The organism is Brassicibacter mesophilus (assembly GCF_050433385.1).
GTDB lineage: Bacteria > Bacillota > Clostridia > Tissierellales > Proteiniboraceae > Brassicibacter > Brassicibacter mesophilus.
Map to the genome: position 1 here is coordinate 163,152 of NZ_JBNPXI010000003.1, position 25,497 is coordinate 188,648.

The window sequence follows — 25,497 nt, forward strand, 5'->3', positions numbered from 1 at the left end:
GAATGTAAATGAAAAGAAACAAACTGTCATTATTTATTATCGTCTGCTTAATACTAGTTTCACCAAGTTTTGCATCTGCAATGCATATTATGGAAGGATTTTTACCTCCTATATGGGCTGTTATTTGGACATTAGCTGCACTTCCATTTGTAATTAAAGGATTTTCAAATGTTAATAAAATTGTAAAAACACAACCAAATAAAAAGCTGCTTTTAGCATTAGTAGGTGCATTTGTTTTTGTATTATCTGCACTTAAAATTCCTTCAGTTACAGGAAGCTGTTCACATCCAACAGGTGTGGGACTAGGGGCAGTATTATTTGGTCCAACGGTTATGAGCGCTTTAGGACTAATAGTATTATTATTTCAAGCACTTCTATTAGCACATGGTGGTATAACTACATTAGGTGCTAATGCATTTTCTATGGCAGTCGTAGGACCATTAGTTTCATTCGGCATTTTCAAGTTATTAAGAAAAAATGGCGCAAATGCAAAATTAGCAGTATTTTTAGCTGCTGCATTAGGGGATTTGGCCACATATGCTGTTACAGCTACTCAGATTGCAATGGCACATCCTGACCCAGCAAGTGGATTTGCAGCGTCATTAGCAAAATTCATGTCCATATTTGCTATTACACAAATACCACTAGCAATTGCAGAAGGGTTGCTTTCAGTTATTGTTTATAATCTTATAATAGAATATAAGTCAGAGGAGGGTGATTTGATTGAAAACTTTAACTAAAAATATAGTATTATTAATTTTAGTAGGACTTATAGTGATAATTCCATTAATAATAAAAAGTGATGCAGAATTTGGTGGAGCAGATGGAATGGCTGAAGAAGCAATAACAGAGATAAATCCATCTTACGAGCCTTGGTTTGAACCTCTATGGGAGCCACCAAGTGGAGAAATAGAAAGCTTATTATTCAGCTTACAGGCTGCATTAGGTGCAGGTGTTGTTTTTTATAGTATTGGATACATGAAAGGAAAGAAAAATAGTGCTTATAATAGATAAGTATGCATATACAAATAAACTAAAAGATTTTAATCCTATGGCAAAGTTTTATTTTGCCATAGGATTATTGCTTAGTTCATTATTTATTGAGAATATAATTATTCATATCTTTATTTTTTCTACAATGCTTCTAGTTACTGTTTTTGTAGCAAAAATCCCTTTAAAAAACTATATTAGAATTTTATTAATCCCTACATCATTTTTATTATTAAGTATAATAGCAATACTTATCTCTGTTACTAAAGATGATATCCAATATATATATGGATTTAAAATATCTAATATTAATTTTGTTATAACTCAACAGTCTATTAATGCAGCTATTGTTTTATTGTCTAGGGCGTTAGCATCAATAAGCTGTACTTTTTTTTTAGTGCTTACAACGCCTATAAATGATTTGACACATGTTTTCTATAAGCTTAAGATTCCAAAGGTTTTTATAGAGATGACTGTTCTTATATATAGATTTATATTTATATTTTTAGAGGAATCTAGAGAAATATATATAGCACAAAAAATGAGGTTTGGGTATGCTGGATTAAGAAATTCATACAACTCATTATCATGCTTAATTGCAGTTCTTTTTATAAGAGTATTTAAAAGATATAAAGACATGGAAATAGCACTCCAATGTAGAGGTTTTGATGAAGAATTTCATATGTAAAGGAGATACCATGATAAAAACAGAAAATCTTACGTATAGATATGAGGATAATACTTTAGCATTAAACAATGTAAATATAGATATAAATGTTGGCAATGTAATAGGTATATTGGGAGCTAATGGTTCAGGCAAAAGTACTTTGTTTCTAAATTTAGTAGGAATATTAAAGCCAACTAAAGGAAAGGTATATTTTGATAATAAAGAAATGAAGTATGATAAAAAATCACTTCTTAAGCTTAGAAAGTCATTAGGAATAGTATTCCAAGATCCTGATAAGCAAATATTCTACTCAAAAGTTTACGATGATATAGCTTTTGGACCAAGAAATATGGGGATAGATAAAGATGGAGTTGCTACAAGAGTTAGTAATGCATTAATTAGTGTTGGAGCTGAAGGCTTTAAAGATAAGCCTGTTCATTTTTTAAGTTATGGTCAGAAAAAGAGAGTATCAATAGCAGGAATACTAGCAATGGATAATGACGTTATTTTGTTTGATGAACCAACGGCTGGACTAGATCCAAATATGACGGAATCTGTAATCAACATTTTAAAAGATATATCTGATAAAGGCAAAAAGGTTATTATATCAAGTCATAATATGGATTTGATATATAGTCTTTGCGATTATGCTTATATACTTGATAATGGAAATATCATAGCAGAAGATAAAATAGAAAATATTTTTCTAAAAGAGGACATATTGCAACAAGCTAAACTTAAAGAGCCATGGCTTGTTAAGCTTCATAAAAATATGGGCATACCTCTTTTTAGGATAGAGCAGGATTTATATGAGTATTGGAGGAATAACGTTGAAAATAGCAGTGATAGGTGTAAACCATAATACAGCACCAGCTTCGATTAGAGAAAAGGTGTCATTTGTAGATTCAAAAAAAATTGAAATAATAAATTATTTATTAGATTATGAGATAAAAGAGGTTGTTATAGTTTCTACATGTAATAGAAGTGAGATATATATAGTAGATACTAAGAAAGATATAGATAATAAGATTGAAATTGTTAAGAAACTGTATTCTAGCTTTGCTCAAATTCAATTAGCTGATGATTTTCTTTTTGTTAAAAAAGGATATGAAGCAGTATATCATTTATTTGCGGTTACTACAGGATTAAAGTCGATAGTTTTAGGAGAAGACCAGATTCTAGGACAAGTAAAGGATGCACATTTATTTTCAATGAATCTAGGAGCCAGTAAAAAAATACTAAATAAATTATTTAGGGAGGCTGTAACTACTGCTAAAAATATAAAGAACAACTTGAAAATATCAGAATATCCTCTTTCAATTAGCTATATAGGAGTCAAATTTTTAAAAGAAAAAATAGGTAGCTTAAAGGGAAAAAAAGCTCTAATAATAGGTATTGGAGAAATGGGAAAGCTTTCTCTCAAGTATCTTATGGAAGAGGAGTTAGAAAAAATATATTTAACAAATAGAACTTGTAAAAAAATTTTGGAAATATTAGATTATTATCCAAGTATTACACCTGTAGAATATGATGATAGGTATTCAATTCTAAAGGAAGTTGATATTTTGATTAGTGCTACTTCATCATCCCATACAATAATAAAAAAAGAAAACATGCTTGATTCAGATAGAGAACTTTATATAATGGATATGGCAATGCCAAGAGATGTAGATGAAAAAGTAGTAGAGATTAGTAATATAAGACTATATAATATTGATGATTTAAATAAAGTTTCAAATGATAATGAAAAAAGGCGAAGAGAGCTTTGTAATAAGGCTGAAGCAATAATAAAAAAAGATATAGATGAATTTGTTTCATGGGTCAACATGTCTAAGGTGGACCCTGTTATAAAAACATTAAATGAACAGTGTAATAAAATAGAAAATGATACCTTAGAGTATTTATATAGAAAGCTTGACCTGAATTCTAGAGATAAGAAGATAGTTCAGAAAATGGTTAATTCTGCTTTAAAACGAATCTTACGAAAACCAATTATTAATCTAAAGAAGATAGAAGACCAGATTATGTTAGAAGAGTATATTGAAGTAATAGAAGATTTATTTGACTTTGGGATGGAGTGATGACTTGTTTTATCCTGTGATGATTAACTTAGAAAATAAGAATATTACAGTTATAGGCGGAGGAAATGTTGCTTTAAGAAAGATTACTAAACTTTTGGAATACAATTTAAAAGTTAAAGTAGTAAGTCCATTTTTTGTTGATGGCTTTGATTTATTAAAAGAAAAGTTAGAGATAATAACTGATGAATTTAAAGAGGAATATATAAAAGATTCCTTTTTAGTAATAGCAGCTACTTCTTCTAAAACAGTAAATAATGGCATATTAGTTTATTGTAATAAAAATAATATACTATGCAATATAGTTGATAATTATAAAATGTCCGATTTTATAATACCTTCAAGCATAAAAAGGGGTAGTCTTGTAATTTCTGTATCTACAGAAGGCAAAAGTCCTTCATTGTCTTCAAATATAATTAGGCAATTAGAAAACAAGTATACAGAGAAATATGACTGCCATGTGGAATTATTAGGTCAGATAAGAGAGTTAGTATTAAGAAAATGTGAGGATAAAAATCGGAGAAAAACAATTCTTAATGAAATAATTAGTTTAAATATAGAAGAGCTTGAAAAAAGGAGAATGTATTATGAAAATTGTAGTAGGATCTAGAGGGAGTAAGTTAGCGATAACACAAACTGAATGGGTTATAGGCGAACTTAAAAAGGTAGCTCCAGTAGCTGATTTTGAAATTAAGATAATAAAGACAAAAGGTGATAAAATACAAAATGTAGCTTTAGATAAAATAGGCGATAAAGGACTTTTTGTAAAAGAGATAGAGTCGGAGCTTTTAGGAGGAACTATTGACATAGCAGTCCATAGCATGAAAGATATGCCATCTGTTATGCCAAAGGGACTTAAGCTTTGCAACACACCAAAAAGAGAAGATTTTAGAGATGTACTCATATTAAGAGAAGGATTAAAAAGCTTAGATGATGTACCTAATGGAGGTAAAATAGGGACAGGAAGTAAAAGAAGACAGTATCAAATATTAAGATATAGGCCAGATATTGAAATAGTTCCTATAAGAGGAAATATTGATACTAGAATAAGAAAAATTGACGATGAACATCTTGATGGTATAATATTGGCTGCAGCCGGAGTTAAAAGAATGGGATTAACCGAAAAGATAAGCTGTTATCTGTCAGAAAATATTATGCTTCCATCGCCTGCACAAGGTGCCTTAGCAATACAAATTAAAGAATGTAGAAAAGACTTAGAGGATATAATAGACAAAATAGCTGATAGAAATGCACAAATACAGGTTACAGCTGAAAGAACGTTTTTAGAGGCTGTTAACGGAGGATGTCACATACCAATAGGGGCACTATGTACTATAGAAGGTGATAGGATAAAGCTTGATGGGTTATTAGGAACAACTGATGGAGGTATAATTATTAGAAAAACTATGGATGGCATAATTGGGGAGGAAGAAAAAATAGCTAAAGATCTGGCTTATTTGATTATGAAGGAGATTGGTAGTAATGAACGGTAAGGTTTATTTAGTAGGTGCAGGCCCAGGAGATTATAAGCTATTGACTATAAAAGGTCTTGAAGCAATAAAAGCTTCTGACGTGATAATATATGATAGATTAATAAATAATAAGTTATTAAAATATGCAAAAGATAACTGCGAATTAATATATGTTGGTAAAGAGTCAAGTAATCATACATTAAGTCAAGAAAACATAAATAAGCTTATAGCAGATAAAGCTGTAGAAGGAAAAGTAGTTGCTAGATTAAAAGGTGGAGATCCTTATGTCTTTGGAAGAGGTGGAGAGGAAGGTGAGTATCTTTATAATAATGGAGTAGACTTTGAAGTAGTGCCAGGAATTACTTCTGCTATTGGTGGATTATGTTATGCAGGAATACCTATTACACATAGGGGAATTTCAACTTCATTTCATGTAATAACTGGACATCTTATGGAAGACAGTGAGGAGCTGGATTGGAAGGCTATAGCTTCTTTAAAAGGAACCTTGGTTTTTCTGATGGGTATGAGTAATCTACAGAAAATCGTGCATAATCTTTTATGCAATGGGATGAGTTCTAGTACACCTGTAGCTATTATAAATTATGCTACTTTACCAAAGCAAAAGGTGTTGACTGCAACATTGGAAGATGTATATCAGAGAGTAATTAGTGAAAATATTAAGTCTCCTAGTCTTATAGTGGTAGGTGAAGTAGTAGGACTTAGAGAGACCCTTAATTTTTTTGAAGAGAAAACTTTATTTGGGAAAAATATTGTTGTCACAAGATCAAGAACACAAAATAGTTCTTTAGTAGATGAAATAAACAATTTAGGTGGAAATGCAATAGAAATTCCTACTATAAAGATAAATAAAATTGCTTCTAACAAAAGATTAAAAGATGCTATTGATAACATTGAAAAGTATAATTATATATTGCTAACAAGTGTAAATGGAGTAGATATATTCTTAAATACTCTTTTTGATATGGGGTATGATAGCAGAAGACTTGCACATTGTAAGATAGTATCTATTGGACCTGCTACATCTGAAGAGTTGAAAAAATGGGGAATAAGAGCAGATTTTACTCCTGAGAAATATGTAGCTGAATACATTTATGATATGTTGAAGGATGAAATAAAGTCAACTGATAATATACTAGTTCCTCGTGCTAAAGAGGCTAGAAAGTATCTTGTAGATTCTCTAAAAGAAATTTGTAGTGTTGATGAAATACAGATTTATTGCACAGATATTGAAAATACTGATATTGAGCTAGAGAATTTGATAGACTCTGATGAAGTTGACTACATTACATTTACAAGCTCATCTACAGTAAAAAATTTGCTTGCTATATTGGGTAGTAAAAATATTGAAAAGTTAAAAAAGGTAAAGCTTATTTCAATTGGTCCAGTTACTTCTAAAACCATAAAGTCTTATGGATTAGAGGTGTATAAAGAGGCTGAAGTTTATACAATAAATGGGATATTAGATTGTATTATAGATGACATAAGGAGTGGTGCAAATGCAAATGATAAAAAGGCCTAGAAGATTAAGAACAAATGAAGCAATAAGAGCTTTAGTAAGAGAGACAAAGCTGAGTATAGATGATTTGGTATACCCCTTATTTGTAGTAGAAGGTGAAGGAATAAAAGAAGAGATAAAATCTTTACCAGATAATTACCATTTCTCTATAGATAAATTGATTGAAGAGATTAATGAGGCAAAAGAATTAGGAATTAAAAGTTTCTTAATATTTGGTGTTCCTCAAAAAAAGGACAAGCTTGGCTGTGAAGCATATACAACTGATGGAATTGTCCAAAAAGCAGTAAGAGAGATAAAAAAGTATTGTCCAGATGTATTAGTAATAACAGATATATGCATGTGTCAATATACTGACCATGGTCACTGTGGTATTCTTACAGAAAAAGGAATTGTCGATAATGATGAAACATTAAAGTATCTTGCTGACATAGCTATAAGTCATGTTGAAGCAGGAGCAGACATGGTTGCACCATCAGATATGATGGATGGAAGAGTTGGATATATTAGAAAAAGATTAGACGAGAAAGGATATAGTAATGTTTCTATAATGGCATATAGCGCAAAATATGCATCTGCATTTTATGGACCCTTTAGAGAAGCTGCTCATTCAGCACCTTCGTTTGGAGATAGAAAGACTTATCAGATGGACCCTGCTAACAGTAAAGAAGCCTTAATAGAAGTTGGTTTAGATATAGAAGAGGGTGCAGATATAGTTATGGTAAAGCCGGCACTTTCTTATCTTGATGTTATTAAAAGTGTAAAAGATAATTTTAATGCACCTGTTGCAGCATATAATGTAAGTGGAGAATATGCTATGTTGAAGCTTGCTGTAGGCAATGGATTGCTTTCTGAAGATGCTATTATGGAAGCAATATTGTCTATTAAAAGAGCAGGGGCTGATATAATAATAACTTACTTTGCAAAGCATATAGCTAGAAAATTGAATGAGAAGGAGAAATTTTAATGGGAAACGCTAAATCTCAAAAAATATATGAAGAAGCAAAAAAATATATACCAGGAGGAGTTAATAGTCCTGTTAGAGCATTTAAATCTGTTGGACTAGATCCTATTTTTATAGAAAAGGCTAAGGGAAGCAAAATATATGATGTTGATGGGAATTGCTATATAGACTATATTTGTTCTTGGGGCCCATTGATTTTAGGACATAGCAACGAGGAAATATTGCAAGGAGTAGACGAAGTAATCAGAAAAGGTACAAGCTATGGAGTACCTTCAGCAATAGAGGTTGATATGGCAAAGCTTATAGTTGAAGCATATCCATCGGTAGAAATGGTGAGGATGGTTAATTCAGGAACAGAGGCTACTATGAGTGCATTAAGAGTTGCAAGAGCATACACAAACAGAAGTAAAATTGTAAAATTTGAAGGCTGTTATCATGGACATTCTGACTCACTACTAGTAAAGTCAGGTTCGGGAACTATTACGTTTGGAGTACCTACAAGTCCAGGGGTGCCACAGGACACCATTAAAGATACCATTGTTTGTAGATATAATGATTTAGAATCGGTAAAGAGTGTATTTGAGCAAAATGGTGATGATATTGCTGCTGTTATAGTTGAGCCGGTAGCAGGAAATATGGGACTTGTTCCAGCAGATAAAGAATTTTTACTATTCTTAAAAGATATAACAGAAAAGCATGGTTCAGTATTAATATTTGATGAAGTAATAACTGGATTTAGACTTGCATATGGAGGAGCACAGCAAGTTTATGATATACAGCCTGATATGACATGCTTTGGCAAAATAATAGGAGGAGGCCTTCCTGTTGGAGCTTACGGTGGTAAGAAGGAAATAATGGAAATGGTGTCACCTGTAGGTCCAGTATATCAAGCAGGTACACTATCAGGAAATCCACTTGCTATGTATATGGGTTATAGAACTATTAATATTTTAAAAGATAATAAGGATATTTATCAGCAGCTGGAGCAGAAAGCTAAGAAGCTAGAGGGAGGCTTTAATAAAAGTATTAGTGAGTTAGGAATAAATGCTATAGTAGTTAGAGTTAAAGGTATGCTTTGCTTATTTTTTGCAGATACACCTTTAAGAAACTATGATGATGTTTTGAAATGCGATACAGAAATGTATGCCTTGTTTTTTAGAGAAATGTTAAAAAGAGGAATGCTGCTTCCTCCAGCTCAATTCGAAGGTATATTTTTATCTACTGCTCATACAGATGAAGATATAGAAAAAACAATAGAAGCAGCTCATGAAGTATTAACATATATAAGAGAAACACTTAAGTAGCTGTATCTCTAAAGCTCTTATGAACAGGACTGATATTTGCCCCTTTATAGTAATTGAAAAAAATGTCTAAGAATGCTACTATGATTATAAGGGGGTAATAGTATATGGATAATATTTGGAGTATAGTTATTGTTCAAGGAGCTATATATAAAGAAGATAAATGGCTTATGATAAAAAGAAGTGAAAATGAAGAGCATGCCCCTGGAATAATCTCTTTTGTTGGAGGAAAGCTAGAGAATAAAGGAGACGAACAGGATGTTCTTGAAAAGACATTGAAAAGAGAGATTATGGAAGAAGTAGGAATAGAAATAAGTAATGATATAAGGTATATAGAGAGTAAATCTTTTGTTTCAGATGGTGGGGATCCGATTGTGGAAGTAATTTTTTTATGCAGATATAAAAGTGGACAACCTTATTGTGCTGATACTGACGAAGTAGCAGAGATTTACTGGATGTCGATTGATGAAATTATTCGCAATGAAAAAACACCTATATGGGTAAAAGAAGGCATACAGAAAGCGGAGCAACTGAGATTAAATATTATAGCCTGACAGAGTGATTCTGTCAGGCTTTTTCTATAAAATTTTCCAAAAAACTATTGACTTAGAAGATTATCTAATCATATAATGATGTTAGAAGGTTATCTAATTGTCATTCGGATTAGATAGTCATTAAATTATTGTTTAAATCAACAATATATTATTAAAAATTATATACAATAAGTAGACTTTAGGAGGGTATGCGTTGAAAATAAGGTTTGATCCAAAGATAGGAGAAGTAAATGATTTCTTTTCATTTTTGTATTGGGTATATAATTCTGATGAGATTAATAAACAATTTGAGGAATATGAATTAGAATCAAATGAAGATTATGAAAGCTTTATAAGAAAGGTAAAGCAGGATGAATATGTACAGAATGAAAAATTGAAATCGTACTACAGTATGGAAATTGGATTAGCTGATGTTTTTTTATTGTATTCTGAAATATGGGAGTATCCAGAAATAGATGAATGTCTAAACTTTATAAAGAAGTTAGATAAGAATACCCTAAGATTTAGATTAATAAGAGAGATAATTAGATGTGGAAAAAATGGTAATGAGCTAGAAGAGATTAATAAGCGAGCAAAAGAAATTGCAATAGATGAGCATAAGAGTATCACTTTTATTAAGGATTTAGATTATGATTCAGGTTTAAAATGGGACTTATTTTGTTTCTTACAAGAGCCTGAGAAATACAGAGATGATTACGTCAGCCTTATGCAGAATTTAATACCGGTGTTCTATAAGTATTATGAGCCAGAAAGAAAAGAGATTAATGCGTTTAATAAACATATTGAAAAGAATTTTAATGACAAAGGAATTAATTTTCTTAAACAATTCACTGGTAAATTTTTTAAATACGAAATATATGAAGAAGTTTTTATAACTACTAGCTACGTTAACTACTATTCACTTATGTTTAAGGTCTCAGGTCATTCGAGCTATATTTATCTAGGATTAGGCTTTGAGGAATCTATCAAGCAGTATAAGGGAGGAGAAGAAGATAAGCTAAAAAAATATGTTAATATATTTAAAAACTTTTCGGATACTACTAGATTTCAAATACTTAAGCTTATAGTTGAGGATGAAGAATACTGTAGTAAAGATATTGCTGAAAAGCTTGGAATTACTGGAGCCACAGTTTCATATCATATCAATAATCTTTGTTCTGCAGAATTAGTTATAATAGATAGGAAAGACAGGAAAAATATCTACACTGTAAATAAAGACGTTATTAGAGATGGAATAGAGTTTTTAATTAAAGAGCTTAAGCTATAAGCTGTTATTTCATTATAAAGTCAGGGAGGCTATAACATGGGGGATAATGTTCAAGATTTAAGAATGAAAAAATCTAAGATTATGTCAAATATGGTGTTATTACTTTTAGGAAGGCTAGTATCTTTATTTGGTACACGGATATACAGCTTTGCAATAAGTCTTTATGTATTAAAAACTACTGGTTCAGGAACTACTTTTGCACTATCATTAGTTTTTGGAACACTTCCAGCAGTAATTTTTGGACCTATAGCAGGTGTTATCAGTGACAAAATTAACAGAAAAAGAATAGTTGTAGTTATGGACATTTTAAGCGGGATCGTCGTGTTATTGCTGTTTAGTGTAGCAATAATAGATGATTTAAGATTATCTTATATATACATCACATCTTTTCTATTATCTACATGTAATACTTTCTTTAATGTTCCTTTCCAAGTATCTATACCTAATATAGTAGATGAAAAAAATCTTATGAGAGCTAATTCACTAAATCAAGCTATAACTTCAATTACTTCTATAGCAGGACCATTTTTAGGAGGTCTTGTATATGCATTTATTGATATTAAGCTGTTTCTTATCATAAATGGTATATCCTTTATAGCTTCTGGAATCACTGAGATGTTTATTGACTTTAATTTAAATAAACCTGAATTAAATGAACAAACGTTAGAGGCAGAAAATATTGAAGTAGGCAAGAACTCAATCATTGAAAACTTCTTGCGTGATTTTATAGAAGGGTTCTCGTATCTTAAATCTACAAGGTCTATGTTTATGTTATTTATTTCAGCAATATTTATAAATTTCTTCATGACTCTAGGAATAACAGTTCCATTTCCTTATATGGTTAATGAGATACTTAAGATGTCATCAAAACAATTTGGTGTTTTAGAAGCTATATTTCCATTGGGAATGCTTGCGGGATCAATTGCTTTATCAGTAATGCCTCAGAGTGAAAAGAACTTCAAGAAAATTATATTTGGATTACTAGTTACAAATGCTGGTATTATCTTGATGGGAGTTTCTGTTGTACCTGAACTGTTGATATTTAGTAAGAACACATATTTTATTGGATATATAATAGTTTCATTCATCATATCTATAGCGATTGTTGTTATAAACATACCTATCGAGGTAACTCTTCAAAGAGAAATTCCTGATAATATCAGAGGAAGAATATTTGGACTGATTAGTACCATTGCTATGTCATGTACGCCAATAGGTATGATACTTTCAGGCGTACTAATTGATTTGATTCCTGTATGGATATTGCCAGTACTTTCTGGGCTTGTTCTTCTAGGATTGACAGTAACTATGGCTAATAATAAAGATATTAGAGAGTTATAGGAAAAATAGTATAGGATCGTTAGAAGTGCAAGAATTATATATTATTTTGAAAACAATGTTACAAAGGATTCAAAGTAATACCAAATGGAAACAAAGGCAGGTTGTTCACCTGCCTTTAGTCTGTTTAAAATGTTTCTTTATACATTGATAACTTTCATCGCTGATATCGTGCTCAATTTTACAGGCATCTGCTAGAGCAGTTTTTTCACTAACACCTAATGCCATTAAAAACTTAGCAAGGGTTTGATGCCGATCATACATTCGAGTTGCAATTTCAAGACCGTCACCTATTAATGTGATATACCCATCAGAATCTATATTGATATATCCATTTTCCCGTAGTTTCTTCATAGCGACACTGATGCTGGGCTTAGTATATCCTGTTTCGTTCACTATATCAATAGAACGTACCTGGCCAATATGCTCCTTAAGCATCAGAATAGTTTCCAAATAGTCTTCTGCCGACTCTTGTATTTTCATTTTCTCACCTCACAAAATTTATTTATATATCTATGTTAGTATATACTAACTGTTTTTTCAAGGACTGCTTTTTACCGATTGACAAATCAGTATTACAATGATAACGTAATATTTTGGTAGGTTAGTTAACGCTAACCTACCAAGCAGTAGACATGATTATTAATTGCCAATATAAATTATTAGTATTAAGTAGAGAAAGCGTGATAGTTTGTTTTTTATTTATGAAGTAACAATGTAAGGAGGGTAAAAACACGTGAGTATGTTATCAAAAGATAGAGAACTATATGGTCCTGAAGTGAAAGTGATTTCACAGTCCGAAGATTGTGTGGTATACAAAATGAAAAACGATAATGGGGAAGGTATAATGACCAGCTATCAAGTATTTCCAGGGATTGTATTGGTTTATAATGACTTTCATATGGGGAGCTGCGTTTATAATAAACAGCCATGTGCTGATATTATGGAAATCAATCATTGCCGTCAGGGACGATTTGAATGTGAATTTTTAAATGGGGGCTATGTATATCTAGAAGAAGGTGATCTTGCTGTAAATATGCTAAGCAATAGAACTACAAGATCTTGTTTTCCACTGGAGCATTATCACGGTGTCTCTGTGATAATATGTCTTTATGAGGCTGAAAAATCAATTTCTTCTGTTTTAGATGATATATCAATTGACCTATATTCTTTACGTGATAAGCTATGCAGTAAAGATAAATGTTTTATCATGCGTGCCAAGAATTCTATAGAGCATATTTTCTTCGAGCTTTATACAGTGCCGGATGAAGTCAAGCATGGATACTTTAAACTGAAGGTACTGGAACTTCTATTATTTCTTAGTATTGCAGATGTTTCAGAACAAAGAGAAGAACGACAGTATTTTCACAAGAGTCAGGTCGATATTGTTAAAGCAATTAAGGAACACATGACACAGCACTTGGAGCAACATAATACACTGGAGGAATTGTCCAACCGTTTCAAAATACCTCTAACAGCTATGAAGCTTTGTTTCAAAGGAGTCTATGGAACATCGATTTATGCCTATATGCGTTCCTATCGAATGCAGGCTGCTGCTGTAATGCTACGCCAATGCAATGATAGTGTTACTGACATTGCAGGCAAGGTCGGATATAGCAATTCTAGTAAATTTGCGTCGGCATTTAAAGCTGTTATAGGGATGTCACCATTGGAATACAGGAAAACAAGTCGTCTAAATGGAGCATTTTTGACCGTTCGGAGTAGAAAATAAGCGTAAAAAAAACTATAATAGTGCGTATCAGTGATCGACTTAAGGTGCCTAGAAGTGTATTTTTGGCAGCGGGTTAGTTGAAACTAACTAAAATCATTTATGTTAGGAGGGTAATTTATGAAGAGAAGCAGTGTGCAATATATATGAAGTGCGTGTTGCAGAAATTTTTTGACTATCTAATCAATTACAACAATGACAACGTGCCCAATACTCCTCTTACTTATGTCAAAGACATGATCGTGTATAATACTGACAAAATCAAAGACTATACCTTCAACAACACTCCAAAGTTCTTTGATATTAGACAATTATATGTTAAATAAATTGTTGTCCGATTGGAGTCGAATTGACTTTACGGAGTAGAACAGAAAAATAAAAGAGCTTAAAATAGAGGTTGGTTAGCTTTAACTAACTAACCTCTATTTTTGAAAGGAGCATTTATTATGAAACAAAAATCTAAAAAAAAGAATGGTTTCTCCCGATTATTTGAAATAGCGGGTGAAAAAAAGATGCTGCTGATCGCCTCAGGATTTTTATCGGCGCTTAGTGCAGCATGTATGCTTGTTCCGTTTATATCTGTTTATCAGATCCTGGGAGAATTGTTGCAAAACGGAGGTAGCATTGTCTTGGTGAACAGTACCATGATGATTAGGTGGGGCTGGATAGCTTTTGCGGGATTAATTGCAGGATTGCTGTTTTTGTACGCTGCAATCATCTGCTCCCATGTAGCAGCTTTCCGAATTTTATACGGGCTGCGAATGGGGCTCGCAAAGCATATCGGTAAGCTATCGCTTGGGTATTTGAACAGCACTGCAACAGGTGCTGTAAAAAAGAATTTGGAGCAAGATGTGGAACGAATAGAGTTGTTTGTTGCTCACACAATTCCAGACCTTGTGAATGTAGGGGCAACGGTTGTTGTGATGTTTGTTATATTCTTCAGCCTTAACGGTTGGATGGCGCTTACCTGTGTCATCGCCTTTGCCATCAGTATAGCTATGCAGGCTTCAATGATGTTTGGTAAAAAAGCACAAGGCACAATGAAAGCTTATTTTGATTCACAAGAACGTATCCATTCTTCAGCCATACAATATGTCCGAGGTATACCAGTAGTTAAAATATTCGGACAGACCGTTTTTTCTTTTAAAAAATTTCATGCAGATCTGTACAATTACAGAGACTGGGCAGTTGCTTATTGTGATAAATTCGAAAACGGTATGGCTGTTTTTACAGTAATACTCAACTCGTTTTTGACGTTTATCCTGCCTGTGGGCTTGCTGATTATGAGTGGAGACCCAAATAATATTTCCTTTGCCCTCGTATACTTGTTTTTTATTATCATGGTTCCAGGTGCATCCTCTCCGCTGTATAAATTGACTTTACTCGCTTCGGGGACAAGAGAGATTTTTGAAGGCGTTTCACGCATTGATAAAATCTATGATGAAGAGCCAATCAAGGAGACTTCAAGTCCTAAATATCCTAACAGTCATGATATTACCTTTGAAAATGTGACCTTTGCTTATGAAAATAAAGCAGAAGCAACAAGAGTTGAAGCTCTGACCAATATCAGCTTTACTGCCAAAGCTGAAGAGATAACTGCTTTGGTAGGACCGTCGGGCTCCGGGAAATCTACCGTGGCCAATCTAATTCCTCGCTTTTGGGATGTCACAACTGGAGAAATCAAAATCGGGGGAGTGAATATAAAGGATATTTCTACAGAAGAACTTATGAATACAGTATCATTCGTATTTCAGGATACATTTCTTTTTTACGATACGTTGTTTGAGAACATTAAGGTTGGCAGACCTGATGCCACTGACGAGGAAGTCTATGCAGCTGCGAGAGTAGCACAATGTCATGAATTTATTGAAAGCTTGCCAGATGGTTACAATACACTCATAGGTGAAGGTGGTGTGTTTCTTTCTGGAGGTGAAGAACAGCGTGTTTCAGTTGCTCGTGCTATTCTCAAAGATGCACCTATTCTCGTTCTTGACGAAGCAACAGCCTTTGCTGATCCTGAAAATGAATACAAGATGCAGATTGCATTGAAAGAACTCATTAAAAGCAAAACGGTTATTGTTATTGCTCACAGACTATCCTCCATTAAAACTGCTAATCAAATTATCGTGCTAAAAAATGGGAAAATTGAACAAATCGGTACCCACGATAATCTGACAGCTATGGAAGGTCTATATCAGCGAATGTGGAAAGCCTATACCAGTGCTTACGACTGGACACTGAAAACTGGAGGTGTGAAAGCATGAGAATCTTTCAAAATATTACTGTTGGACAACCGAAAAGACTGGTTAAGCCTATCGGATTTACTATTTTGGCTAATTTGGTTAATGTCATTCCGTTTATGTTTTCCATTGAAGCGGTAAGAATTATATTCAATGCTTTCAATGGTTCTGGCACAGGTTTGGATACTACTCACCTTTGGATGATTATTGGGAGCTTGTTTGCTTATATGATAGTGATGTTTATCGCAGAGAAGCCTGCATACCGCCATAGTTATCGTGATGCTTATGAACTCTCTGCAGACGGCAGAGCAAATCTAGCCGAGCACCTGAGGAGGCTTCCACTAGGTTATATTATAAGCCGTGATCCAGGTGATCTAGCAAATATGATGATGGGTGATTTTACATTGATTGAAACAGGTGTATCTCATATTGTTCCACAGCTATTTGGCGCACTAGTTATGCCGTTGATTGCCTTTGTTTCTCTTTTGTGGATCGACTGGCGTATGTCTATTGCTATGTTTGTGGCACTTCCCCTTGCCATACTTTTATTGTGGACTTGTTCCAAAATTCAGAAACGTATGGCAGACAGGCAAATGAAATTCAAGCTTGATGCAGGTAACCGCCTGCAGGAATATCTGTTTGGTATTCGTGTTATGAAAGCCTATAATCTGGTAGGTGAGAGATTTATCCGTCTTGATAATGCTTTTAAAAAATTAATGAAAGAGTGTATTCGCTTTGAAGCCTTAACAGGTCCCATCGTGCTTACCACTATAACGCTTATTCGAGCAGGTTTGACACTAATGATTTTGACAGGCTCTTATCTGTTGGTAGGGGGTTCTTTAGATGTACTAACCTTTGTAATGTTTTTAGTCATTGGCTCCCGGGTATACGATCCTCTTACCTCTGCTTTGATGAAATATGCAGAACTTCGTTATGATGAGCGAGCAGGCGAACGTATTTTGAATTTAATGAATGAACAGGAAATGGGTGGTTATAAAGAACCTAACGGTAGTACTGATATTGTGTTTGAAAATGTTTCCTTCGGCTATGGAGACAAGGATGTCTTGCATAATGTTTCTTTGACAATGAAGCAAGGAACATTAACAGCACTTGTAGGACCATCGGGAAGTGGTAAAAGTACGGTACTGAAGCTGTGTGCAAGATTCTATGATCCAAGTGATGGAAAGGTCACTTTCGGAGGAATTGATGAGTCAATCCTTGACCCTGAAAAGCTAATGAAAAAGATTTCAATGGTATTTCAGGATGTCTATTTGTTTCAAGATACTATCGGCAATAATATTCGTTTTGGGAAAGAAAATGCTACAGATAAAGAGATGATCGAAGCTGCTAAGAAAGCCTGCTGCTATGATTTCATTATGGCGCTTCCCAAAGGCTTTGATACTATGGTTGGAGAAGGTGGTTGTACTCTTTCTGGTGGTGAAAAACAACGTATTTCCATTGCACGTGCTATGCTAAAAGATGCTCCTGTTGTTCTTCTTGATGAGGCAACAGCTTCACTTGATCCCGAAAATGAAGTTGAGGTGCAAAGGGCGATCAGTGAGCTGATTGCAGGCAGAACAGTTATTGTAATTGCTCATCGACTTAAAACCATCAAGGATGCAGACAATATCGTTGTTATGGAGGATGGAAAAGTTGCTGAGCAAGGTACACATGATGAGCTAATCTGTAAGGATGGGCTTTATAAAAAATTATGGACGATCCAGACCGAATCTAGCGGATGGGAATTATAACTATTGTACAGGATTAACTATAAAGACTTTGGAGGTTCTACATGGGAGAAACAATGATTGATCAGAAAGAAAAACAAAAGCAATTTATATTGAACGGTAACCTATGGAAGGTCATGGTTGATTTATCGTGGCCTGCCATTTTAGCCATGGTGCTGTATGGACTGAATTCAGTTTTGGATGCTGTCTTCATCGGAAATTTTGTAGGGGAAACTGCTTTAGCAGGGGTTTCTGTAGCGTACCCACTTTCCCAAATAAGCGTAGCGTTTGGCTCCTTAATTGGAGTTGGTGCAGGTTCAGTTTTAAGTATAGCTCTAGGCAGTCAAGACAAAAAAACACAAGAACGGTTATTAGGAAATGTTAACTGGCTGTCTCTTGCTACAACAGTCATTTATATGGTTCTAGGGCTGCTCTTTTCAACTAAGCTAGTACAGATTATGGGAGGAAAGGGTGAAGCCTTAGTTTTAGGAGATAGTTATTTTAGAATCACTATTTTGGGAGCATTTTTTTGGATTTACGGATTAGCTGGAAATATGATCATACGAGCCGAGGGAAAAATGAAATCAGCAGCCGCTATGATGGGAATAGGTCTAACTGCCAATGTGATTGCTAATTATGTATTTATTGTGCTCTTTGACTTGGGTGTGGAGGGTGCCGCATGGGGCACTAACATTGGAATGTTGGTATATACCCTACTTGGGTGGATATATTTTGGGAAAGGCTATGCTTCATTTAAATCGAAGATTTTTTCTTTGCATCGAGATAAGGATATTATAAAATCCATTTTAAGCTTGGGGATGTCTGCTCTAATTATGAGCATTATGAACCTGATGCAGGCCATCGTTGTTTTTAATGCATTATCAAAATATGGTACAACGGCAGACGTTGCTTTTTACGGAGCAGTATATCGTATATTCACATTCCTACTTACTCCAATTTTTGGATTGATGCGTGCGCTGCAGCCTGTGATTGGAATCAATTATGGAGCAAGGCAGTATAACCGTGTTATTCGCTGCTATAAAATATTTGCTATTGCTTCTATGGTACTGACGTTGCCTTTTTGGATTGTTTCCATGATAGCTCCTAGATCAGTTTTGGAATTGATGCTGGCGGAGCAACTTTTTACAAAAACACAATTCTTGTACTTTAGGACCTATATGGGGACTTTGCCAGCATTGTCAATTATCTTTATGGCAATGACATTTTTCCCGTCTATCGATAAAGGAAAGCCTGCTGCTCTCATCGGTATCGTAAGGCAACTAATTTTTTATGTACCAGTCATGTTGATTTTGCCCAAAATGATTGGCATATCAGGAATATATTATGGCTCCTTTGCAATTGAGGTGGTTATTATCCTATGGACAATTATTATGGTAAAAAGAGAATTTTCTGTGCTTCGTCTAAAAGACTCAAGTTCAACGCTTAGGGTATGATCGTTGCCAATGCAAAGAATCGGATAATAGGAAGGATTAAAATCATTGACTAATGACGAATTGTACTAATAGAATTTTTTCAGGGCTAAGTGTCTTTTATCAATAAATATTGAAAAGGCACTTAGCTTTTTTATACTCTCCAAAATCTTTTAAAACACAACAGCATCATATAAAAATTTATAAAAAGAAAGGGGATGTAAAACAGTGATGATGACTATGGAAGAAAGAGTGATTTGATCATCAACATTTGCCCTCTTGTTTATAAAGATCAAATATAATAATATATAGATTATTAGAAACACTAAATATGCAAAGCATTAAACAAAAAGGAATGATAAGATGTTAAATTTTTTACCTATAAATAAACAAGATATGAAAGAACGAGGATGGGAACAGCTTGATTTTGTATTAGTTACAGGGGATGCATATGTTGACCATCCTTCATTCGGAGTTGCAATAATAGGAAGATTTCTAGAAAGTAGAGGATATAAAGTTGGGATTATTGCTCAGCCTTGTTGGAAGGACGCTGAGGACTTTAAAAAATTAGGAAGACCTAGACTAGCATTTTTAATAACTGGTGGTAACATAGATTCTATGGTCAATCACTATACAGTAGCAAAGAAAAAGAGGAGAGAAGATGCATACTCACCTGGGGGCAAAGCAGATCTTCGTCCGGACAGAGCTTCCATAGTTTATAGTCATAGAGCTAAAGAAGCCTATAAGAATATTCCGGTTATACTTGGTGGAATTGAAGCAAGCTTAAGAAGATTTGCACACTATGACTATTGGGATAATAAAGTCAGAAGATCAATACTTCTAGATGCAAAAGCTGATATTATAGTGTATGGAATGGGAGAAGGTCAAATAATTGAAATTGCAGAAGCATTAGAAAGTGGACTTCCTATTGAAGAAATAACATTCATTAAAGGAACCGTATACAAAACAAAAGACATAGATAGACCATATAAACCAATTATACTTCCATCATATGATGATATACTAGTATCTAAGGAAAAATATGCAGAAAGCTTTATGACTCAATATGAGAATATGGATGCAATTACTGCTAAGCCGTTAGTAGAGCCATATAGAAATGTATATGTTGTACAAAACCCTCCTAATGAACCATTATCTCAATCTGAGCTAGATAGTGTGTATGCATTGCCATATATGAGAACATATCATCCTATATATGAGAAGGATGGTGGGGTTCCTGCTATAGAAGAAATAAAGTTCAGCGTTATAAGTAATAGAGGTTGTTTTGGAAGCTGCAATTTCTGTGCTCTTGCATTTCATCAAGGCAGAGTTGTTCAATCGAGAAGTCATCAATCCATCGTATCAGAAGCAGAAAAAATTGTATGGGATCCAGACTTTAAAGGTTATATCCATGATGTAGGTGGACCGACTGCAAACTTCAGAGATAGGGCATGCGAAAAACAAGTCAAGTTTGGCGTTTGTAAAAATAAGCAGTGTCTTTTTCCAAAGCCTTGTAAACAGCTTAAAATAGACCATAAAGATTATCTTAATTTACTACGAAAGCTTAGAGACCTTCCAAATGTGAAAAAAGTGTTTATCCGTTCAGGTATAAGGTATGACTATTTGATACATGACAAGGATGATGAGTTTTTCAGAGAGCTTTGTGAGCACCATGTAAGTGGACAGCTTAAGGTTGCACCTGAACATGTATCATCAAATGTCTTGGAGAAAATGGGTAAGCCGGGAAGAGAAGTATATGAGAGATTTGTAAATAAATATAATAAGATAAATAAAGAGCTTGGAATGAACCAATTTTTAGTTCCATATCTTATGTCAAGTCATCCAGGATCTACACTTAAAGACGCCATAGAGTTGGCTGAATACTTAAGAGATTTAGGATATATGCCTGAGCAGGTACAAGATTTTTATCCGACGCCAGGGACGCTATCTACATGTATGTATTATACAGAACTTGACCCTAGAAGCATGAAAAAGGTTTATATACCAAAGTCACCTCATGAAAAGGCAATGCAAAGAGCATTAATTCAGTATCGCAAGCCGCAAAATTATGAATTAGTTTATGAGGCACTTCAAAAAGCAAGCAGAATGGATTTAGTAGGCTTTGGAACTAAGTGTTTAATACGTCCTAGGAAACAGCAAAGAAATACAAAAAATACAGATAATATAAACAAGAAGAATGATAAATCTAGAAAGTTCTCGCGTTCACAAAAAAATCAAAAAAATAAATCTATAAAAGGTAAATCAAAAAAACAAAGATAAGTGTTCATTTTAAGCCTACTGTATTTGATACAGCAGGCTTAATTTTTTTAAAAATATGAGACCATTAATTTTTTTACGGAGGAAAAAAACATCTTATGTAGAAATATATGGTTATATTACTTTTAACAAAATTCACAATATCATAACTTGATTTTTAACGTCATGTTGGAGGTGTGATACTTGCCAAATCTTCATATTTCATACATAAAAGAATCCATTTGTGGTTTATGTAGAAATATTCCTGACAAATATAAAAAAGAATTCTCTGAAGAGATTCTTGAAGCCAATTTGATCAAAGAAGGTAAAATTTCTATTATTCTTCTATTTCTAAATATCCTATTGATAATTTTTGATTGTACTTTTCTAATTGATGAATGGTCATATAGACCAGCATACAAATATTTATTCTATTCTCATGTATGTATAGTAGTGTTCTTATCACTATTCATTTTATTATTTCACTTAAGAAATAAAACAATATTTACAAGAATTAGTTGCTTTACAAGAATATTAGAGCTAGGATGTATTGTCATTAATCTAATGTGGTGTGTCTTTTTATCAGTTAATGCTCAGCTTATACATAATCAGATATCGGCATATATTATAGGTGTATTTTATGTAGCTTCTGCTTTAACAATCAATCCTTTTTACAGCTTAATTATTTATGTTTCAACCTATCTATTTTTTATAATAGGCCTTTTACGTGTTCAAGATGACCCGGCACATTTGATAGGTAATATAGTAAATTCATTGTTTATTTTAATACTTGCATTTACTATTTCTAAGTTTAGATATAATGCATATATTACGGATTTTATTAATAGAAAGATTATACGAGAAAATAATAAGGATTTAGATAACTTTGCAAAAGAATTAGAATACATGGTAGAAAAAAGAACAGTAGAATTAACTGAAGCTAACGAACGTTTGATTAAAGAGATAAATATGAGGCATGAGATTGAGTTACAAGCTATGAAGGCAAGACTTCTTTGTGAAGAAAAAACAAGAATACTAAATGAAGCTTTAGAGTATGACAAGCTTAGGACATCATTTTTTGCGAACATTTCACATGAATTAAAAACACCTTTAAATGTAATATATTCTACCCAACAAATGTTAGCGAAAATATTAATAGATGACAAAAGTAAATATGATGAATACAAAGCTAGTAAGTATATAAACTTAATTAAGCAAAATTGTTACAGATTAGTACGACTAATAGGTAATCTTATTGATATAACAAAAATTGATGCAGGCTATTTTGATGTAAATTTTGGAAACTATGATATTGTTAAATTAGTTGAAGACATTGCTTTGTCAGTAGCAGAATATGCTGAGAATAAGAATATAAATCTAATTTTTGATACAGAGATTGAAGAAAATTTGATCGCTTGTGATCCTGATAGAATAGAACGTATTATATTAAATTTATTGTCAAATGCAATAAAATTTACCCCTAAAGATGGATGCATTTATGTAAATGTACATACAAGTATAGACTATGTAGACATATCAGTAAAAGATACTGGAATAGGCATACCAAAAGATGTACAAGATATAATATTTGGCAGGTTTATTCAAGCTGATAATAAGAATAAAGATGTAAAGGAAGGTAGTGGAATAGGATTAGCATTAGTAAAATCTCTGGTTGAAATGCATGGTGGCTATATATCACTTATAAGCGATATTGGAAAAGGAAGCGAATTTATAATACATTTACCCAATCATATATTAGAAGTTAGTGATACTGAAAAGACAGATTCCGATTACTATAGAGATCAAAAAATAGAAAATATCAATATTGAATTTTCTGATATATATTCCTGAAAAAGGCAGAAATAATTTCTGTCTTCTTTATTTTAAAAATTTATTTTGGTTAAAATAAAAATACACTAATATACTAGAAGGATTAAGTTTCACTTTATATTTGATTTTTAAGCTGAATGTGATAAAATAAGCCTTGTTGAAAAATTCTAAAAAAGAAAGAGGAATTACATTGAATAAACAAAGGAACGATATTAGAAATATAGCAATAATTGCCCACGTAGATCATGGTAAGACTACATTAGTGGATGAATTATTAAAGCAAAGTGGAACTTTCAGGTCAAATCAAGTAGTACAAGAGAGAGTTATGGATTCGAATGACTTAGAAAGAGAAAGAGGAATTACAATATTATCAAAAAATACTGCTGTTCACTATAAAGGTACGAAGATAAATATAGTAGATACTCCAGGACATGCTGACTTTGGCGGAGAGGTTGAGCGTGTTTTAAAAATGGTTAGTGGTGTTGTACTTGTGGTAGATGCATTTGAAGGTCCAATGCCACAGACAAAGTTTGTTTTAAAAAAGGCATTAGAACTAAACCTTCCAGTTATAGTATGTATCAATAAAATAGATAGACCAGAAGCTAGACCTAATGAGGTTATAGACGAAGTTCTAGAATTATTCATAGAGCTAGGAGCTAATGATGATCAGCTTGATTGTCCTTTTGTATATGCTTCAGCTAAAAACGGAACTGCATCGTTATCACCTGATAAGCAGGATGAAAACATGGAGGCACTTTTTGAAACTGTACTTGAGTTTATACCTGCACCACAAGGTGATGAGAATTATCCTCTACAGGTATTAATTTCAACTATAGACTATAATGAATATGTTGGAAGAATAGGTGTTGGGAAGATAGAAAGAGGTACTATTAGAGTAAATCAAGATGCAGTTATGATTAATGCAGAAAAGTCTGATGAAGTAAAAAAAGTAAGAATAACAAAAATTTATGAATTTGAAGGATTAAATAGAGTAGAGGTACAGGAATCTAAGATAGGAAGTATAATTGCAGTTTCAGGTGTAGAAGGAATCCATATAGGAGATACAATATGTGATGTATCTACACCAGAGGCTTTACCATTTGTCAAGATATCAGAGCCAACTATTGCTATGACATTCTCTGTAAATAACAGTCCTTTTGCAGGTCAAGAGGGTAAATTTGTTACATCAAGACAAGTAAGAGATAGATTGTTTAAGGAACTTAATACAGATGTAAGCTTAAGAGTAGAAGAAACAGACTCTACAGATGCATTCAAGGTATCAGGAAGAGGTGAGCTTCATTTATCTATTCTAATTGAAACAATGAGAAGAGAAGGATATGAGTTCCAAGTATCAAAGCCAGAGGTATTATTTAAAACTATAGATGGTAAAAAATGTGAACCTATGGAAAGAGTTACTATAGATGTACCTGAAGAGTTTGTTGGATCAGTTATAGAAAAGTTGGGAAGAAGAAAAGGCGAACTTGTTAATATGACAAATTCAAACGTTGGGTATACTCGTCTTGAATTTTCGATTCCAGCTAGAGGACTTATTGGTTATCGTTCAGAGTTTATGACCGATACTAAGGGTAATGGTATATTAAACTCTATATTTGATGGATATGAGGATTATAAGGGAGATATATCTACACGCTCACAAGGTTCATTAGTTTCATTTGAAACTGGAGAGGCTGTTGCTTATGGACTTAGTGCAGCACAAGAAAGAGGATTATTATTTATTAGTCCTGGAACAAAGGTATATGCAGGAATGGTAGTTGGTCAAAATGCTAAAATTGATGATATAGATGTAAATGTATGTAAGAAAAAACAGCTTACGAATACTAGAGCATCAGGTTCTGACGATGCATTAAGATTAACTACTCCAAAAACATTAAGTTTAGAGGAAGCATTAGAGTTTATCGAAGATGATGAGCTTGTGGAAGTTACTCCGAAAAGCTTAAGAATACGTAAGAGAATTCTAGATAAAAGCTTAAGATATAAGGCTAAGAAGAAATAAGATTAATTAGTTTAGCTAGATAAACAAGAGTCACTATCTCTATAAAATAACAATGTAGAGATAGTGACTTTCTGTTATCTAGAAAAAATTAAGTTATTAAAACCAT

21 protein-coding genes are annotated in these 25,497 nt (G+C 33.1%); 20 read left to right on the plus strand and 1 reads right to left on the minus strand.

All coding sequences use genetic code 11. From position 1 onward, the window contains the following. Positions 1 to 8 precede the first annotated feature (8 nt). The 13 genes from HNR33_RS05770 to HNR33_RS05830 all read left to right on the plus strand — a co-directional run bounded on the left by HNR33_RS05770 (position 9) and on the right by HNR33_RS05830 (position 12,168). Entirely contained in the window at positions 9 to 740 is a 732-nt protein-coding gene (locus tag HNR33_RS05770) for an energy-coupling factor ABC transporter permease (RefSeq protein WP_429081098.1), read from the plus strand. Continuing rightward, positions 724 to 1,014, plus strand: coding sequence for an energy-coupling factor ABC transporter substrate-binding protein (locus tag HNR33_RS05775; RefSeq protein ID WP_429081099.1), 291 nt, complete (start codon positions 724 to 726; stop codon positions 1,012 to 1,014). The genes HNR33_RS05770 and HNR33_RS05775 overlap by 17 nt, the downstream gene beginning before the upstream one ends. Continuing rightward, positions 998 to 1,678, plus strand: coding sequence for a cobalt ECF transporter T component CbiQ (gene cbiQ, locus HNR33_RS05780; RefSeq protein WP_429081102.1), 681 nt, complete (start codon positions 998 to 1,000; stop codon positions 1,676 to 1,678). The genes HNR33_RS05775 and cbiQ overlap by 17 nt, the downstream gene beginning before the upstream one ends. After that, positions 1,659 to 2,519 carry an energy-coupling factor ABC transporter ATP-binding protein gene (locus HNR33_RS05785; RefSeq protein ID WP_429081104.1) on the plus strand — a complete coding sequence of 287 codons (861 nt, stop codon included), beginning with the start codon at positions 1,659 to 1,661 and terminating at the stop codon, positions 2,517 to 2,519. Before cbiQ ends, HNR33_RS05785 begins: the two co-directional genes overlap by 20 nt. Continuing rightward, positions 2,488 to 3,738: a glutamyl-tRNA reductase gene (hemA, locus tag HNR33_RS05790; protein ID WP_429081107.1), complete on the plus strand. Its 1,251-nt coding sequence runs from the start codon at positions 2,488 to 2,490 to the stop codon at positions 3,736 to 3,738. Before HNR33_RS05785 ends, hemA begins: the two co-directional genes overlap by 32 nt. Continuing rightward, a complete protein-coding gene (locus HNR33_RS05795) occupies positions 3,725 to 4,345 on the plus strand; it encodes a precorrin-2 dehydrogenase/sirohydrochlorin ferrochelatase family protein (RefSeq protein ID WP_429081109.1) in 621 nt (206 codons plus the stop codon). Before hemA ends, HNR33_RS05795 begins: the two co-directional genes overlap by 14 nt. Further along, positions 4,323 to 5,228 (plus strand): hydroxymethylbilane synthase, encoded by a 906-nt coding sequence (hemC, locus tag HNR33_RS05800; protein WP_429081112.1) that lies wholly within the window; start codon positions 4,323 to 4,325, stop codon positions 5,226 to 5,228. The genes HNR33_RS05795 and hemC overlap by 23 nt, the downstream gene beginning before the upstream one ends. Further along, positions 5,218 to 6,747 (plus strand): uroporphyrinogen-III C-methyltransferase, encoded by a 1,530-nt coding sequence (gene cobA / locus HNR33_RS05805; RefSeq protein ID WP_429081115.1) that lies wholly within the window; start codon positions 5,218 to 5,220, stop codon positions 6,745 to 6,747. The genes hemC and cobA overlap by 11 nt, the downstream gene beginning before the upstream one ends. After that, positions 6,725 to 7,708, plus strand: coding sequence for a porphobilinogen synthase (hemB, locus tag HNR33_RS05810; RefSeq protein ID WP_429081117.1), 984 nt, complete (start codon positions 6,725 to 6,727; stop codon positions 7,706 to 7,708). Before cobA ends, hemB begins: the two co-directional genes overlap by 23 nt. Then, positions 7,708 to 9,009 carry a glutamate-1-semialdehyde 2,1-aminomutase gene (hemL, locus tag HNR33_RS05815; protein ID WP_429081120.1) on the plus strand — a complete coding sequence of 434 codons (1,302 nt, stop codon included), beginning with the start codon at positions 7,708 to 7,710 and terminating at the stop codon, positions 9,007 to 9,009. Before hemB ends, hemL begins: the two co-directional genes overlap by 1 nt. A 104-nt stretch (positions 9,010 to 9,113) precedes the next feature. Beyond that, the gene (locus tag HNR33_RS05820) at positions 9,114 to 9,560 is read left to right on the plus strand and encodes an NUDIX hydrolase (RefSeq protein WP_429081123.1); all 447 of its coding nucleotides are present in this window, start codon (positions 9,114 to 9,116) and stop codon (positions 9,558 to 9,560) included. A 193-nt stretch (positions 9,561 to 9,753) separates the two neighbouring features. Beyond that, the gene (locus HNR33_RS05825; RefSeq protein WP_429081125.1) at positions 9,754 to 10,827 is read left to right on the plus strand and encodes an ArsR/SmtB family transcription factor; all 1,074 of its coding nucleotides are present in this window, start codon (positions 9,754 to 9,756) and stop codon (positions 10,825 to 10,827) included. Positions 10,828 to 10,863: 36 nt separating this feature from the next. After that, positions 10,864 to 12,168, plus strand: a complete 1,305-nt coding sequence (locus tag HNR33_RS05830; RefSeq protein ID WP_429081127.1) for an MFS transporter — start codon at positions 10,864 to 10,866, stop codon at positions 12,166 to 12,168. 105 nt (positions 12,169 to 12,273) lie between these two features. On the opposite strand, the gene HNR33_RS05835 is transcribed toward HNR33_RS05830, so the two are convergent. Continuing rightward, on the minus strand, positions 12,274 to 12,648 hold the full coding sequence (locus HNR33_RS05835) for a metal-dependent transcriptional regulator (protein ID WP_429081128.1): 375 nt from the start codon (positions 12,646 to 12,648) through the stop codon (positions 12,274 to 12,276). 301 nt (positions 12,649 to 12,949) lie between these two features. Here HNR33_RS05835 and HNR33_RS05840 point away from each other — a divergent pair, with 301 nt between their 5' ends. From HNR33_RS05840 to typA, 7 genes are all read left to right on the plus strand, one after another. Then, the gene (locus HNR33_RS05840) at positions 12,950 to 13,897 is read left to right on the plus strand and encodes a helix-turn-helix domain-containing protein (RefSeq protein ID WP_429081131.1); all 948 of its coding nucleotides are present in this window, start codon (positions 12,950 to 12,952) and stop codon (positions 13,895 to 13,897) included. A gap of 443 nt (positions 13,898 to 14,340) precedes the next feature. After that, the gene (locus tag HNR33_RS05845; protein WP_429081134.1) at positions 14,341 to 16,158 is read left to right on the plus strand and encodes an ABC transporter ATP-binding protein; all 1,818 of its coding nucleotides are present in this window, start codon (positions 14,341 to 14,343) and stop codon (positions 16,156 to 16,158) included. After that, the gene (locus tag HNR33_RS05850; RefSeq protein ID WP_429081135.1) at positions 16,155 to 17,885 is read left to right on the plus strand and encodes an ABC transporter ATP-binding protein; all 1,731 of its coding nucleotides are present in this window, start codon (positions 16,155 to 16,157) and stop codon (positions 17,883 to 17,885) included. Before HNR33_RS05845 ends, HNR33_RS05850 begins: the two co-directional genes overlap by 4 nt. Before the next feature lie 41 nt (positions 17,886 to 17,926). Beyond that, the gene (locus HNR33_RS05855) at positions 17,927 to 19,315 is read left to right on the plus strand and encodes an MATE family efflux transporter (protein WP_429081138.1); all 1,389 of its coding nucleotides are present in this window, start codon (positions 17,927 to 17,929) and stop codon (positions 19,313 to 19,315) included. Positions 19,316 to 19,654: 339 nt separating this feature from the next. Next, positions 19,655 to 21,571 carry a YgiQ family radical SAM protein gene (locus HNR33_RS05860; RefSeq protein WP_429081141.1) on the plus strand — a complete coding sequence of 639 codons (1,917 nt, stop codon included), beginning with the start codon at positions 19,655 to 19,657 and terminating at the stop codon, positions 21,569 to 21,571. Between the two features lie 180 nt (positions 21,572 to 21,751). Beyond that, a complete protein-coding gene (locus HNR33_RS05865) occupies positions 21,752 to 23,398 on the plus strand; it encodes a sensor histidine kinase (RefSeq protein ID WP_429081143.1) in 1,647 nt (548 codons plus the stop codon). Positions 23,399 to 23,567: 169 nt separating this feature from the next. Beyond that, positions 23,568 to 25,391, plus strand: a complete 1,824-nt coding sequence (typA, locus tag HNR33_RS05870) for a translational GTPase TypA (RefSeq protein ID WP_429081145.1) — start codon at positions 23,568 to 23,570, stop codon at positions 25,389 to 25,391. The last annotated feature ends 106 nt before the right edge of the window (positions 25,392 to 25,497 follow it).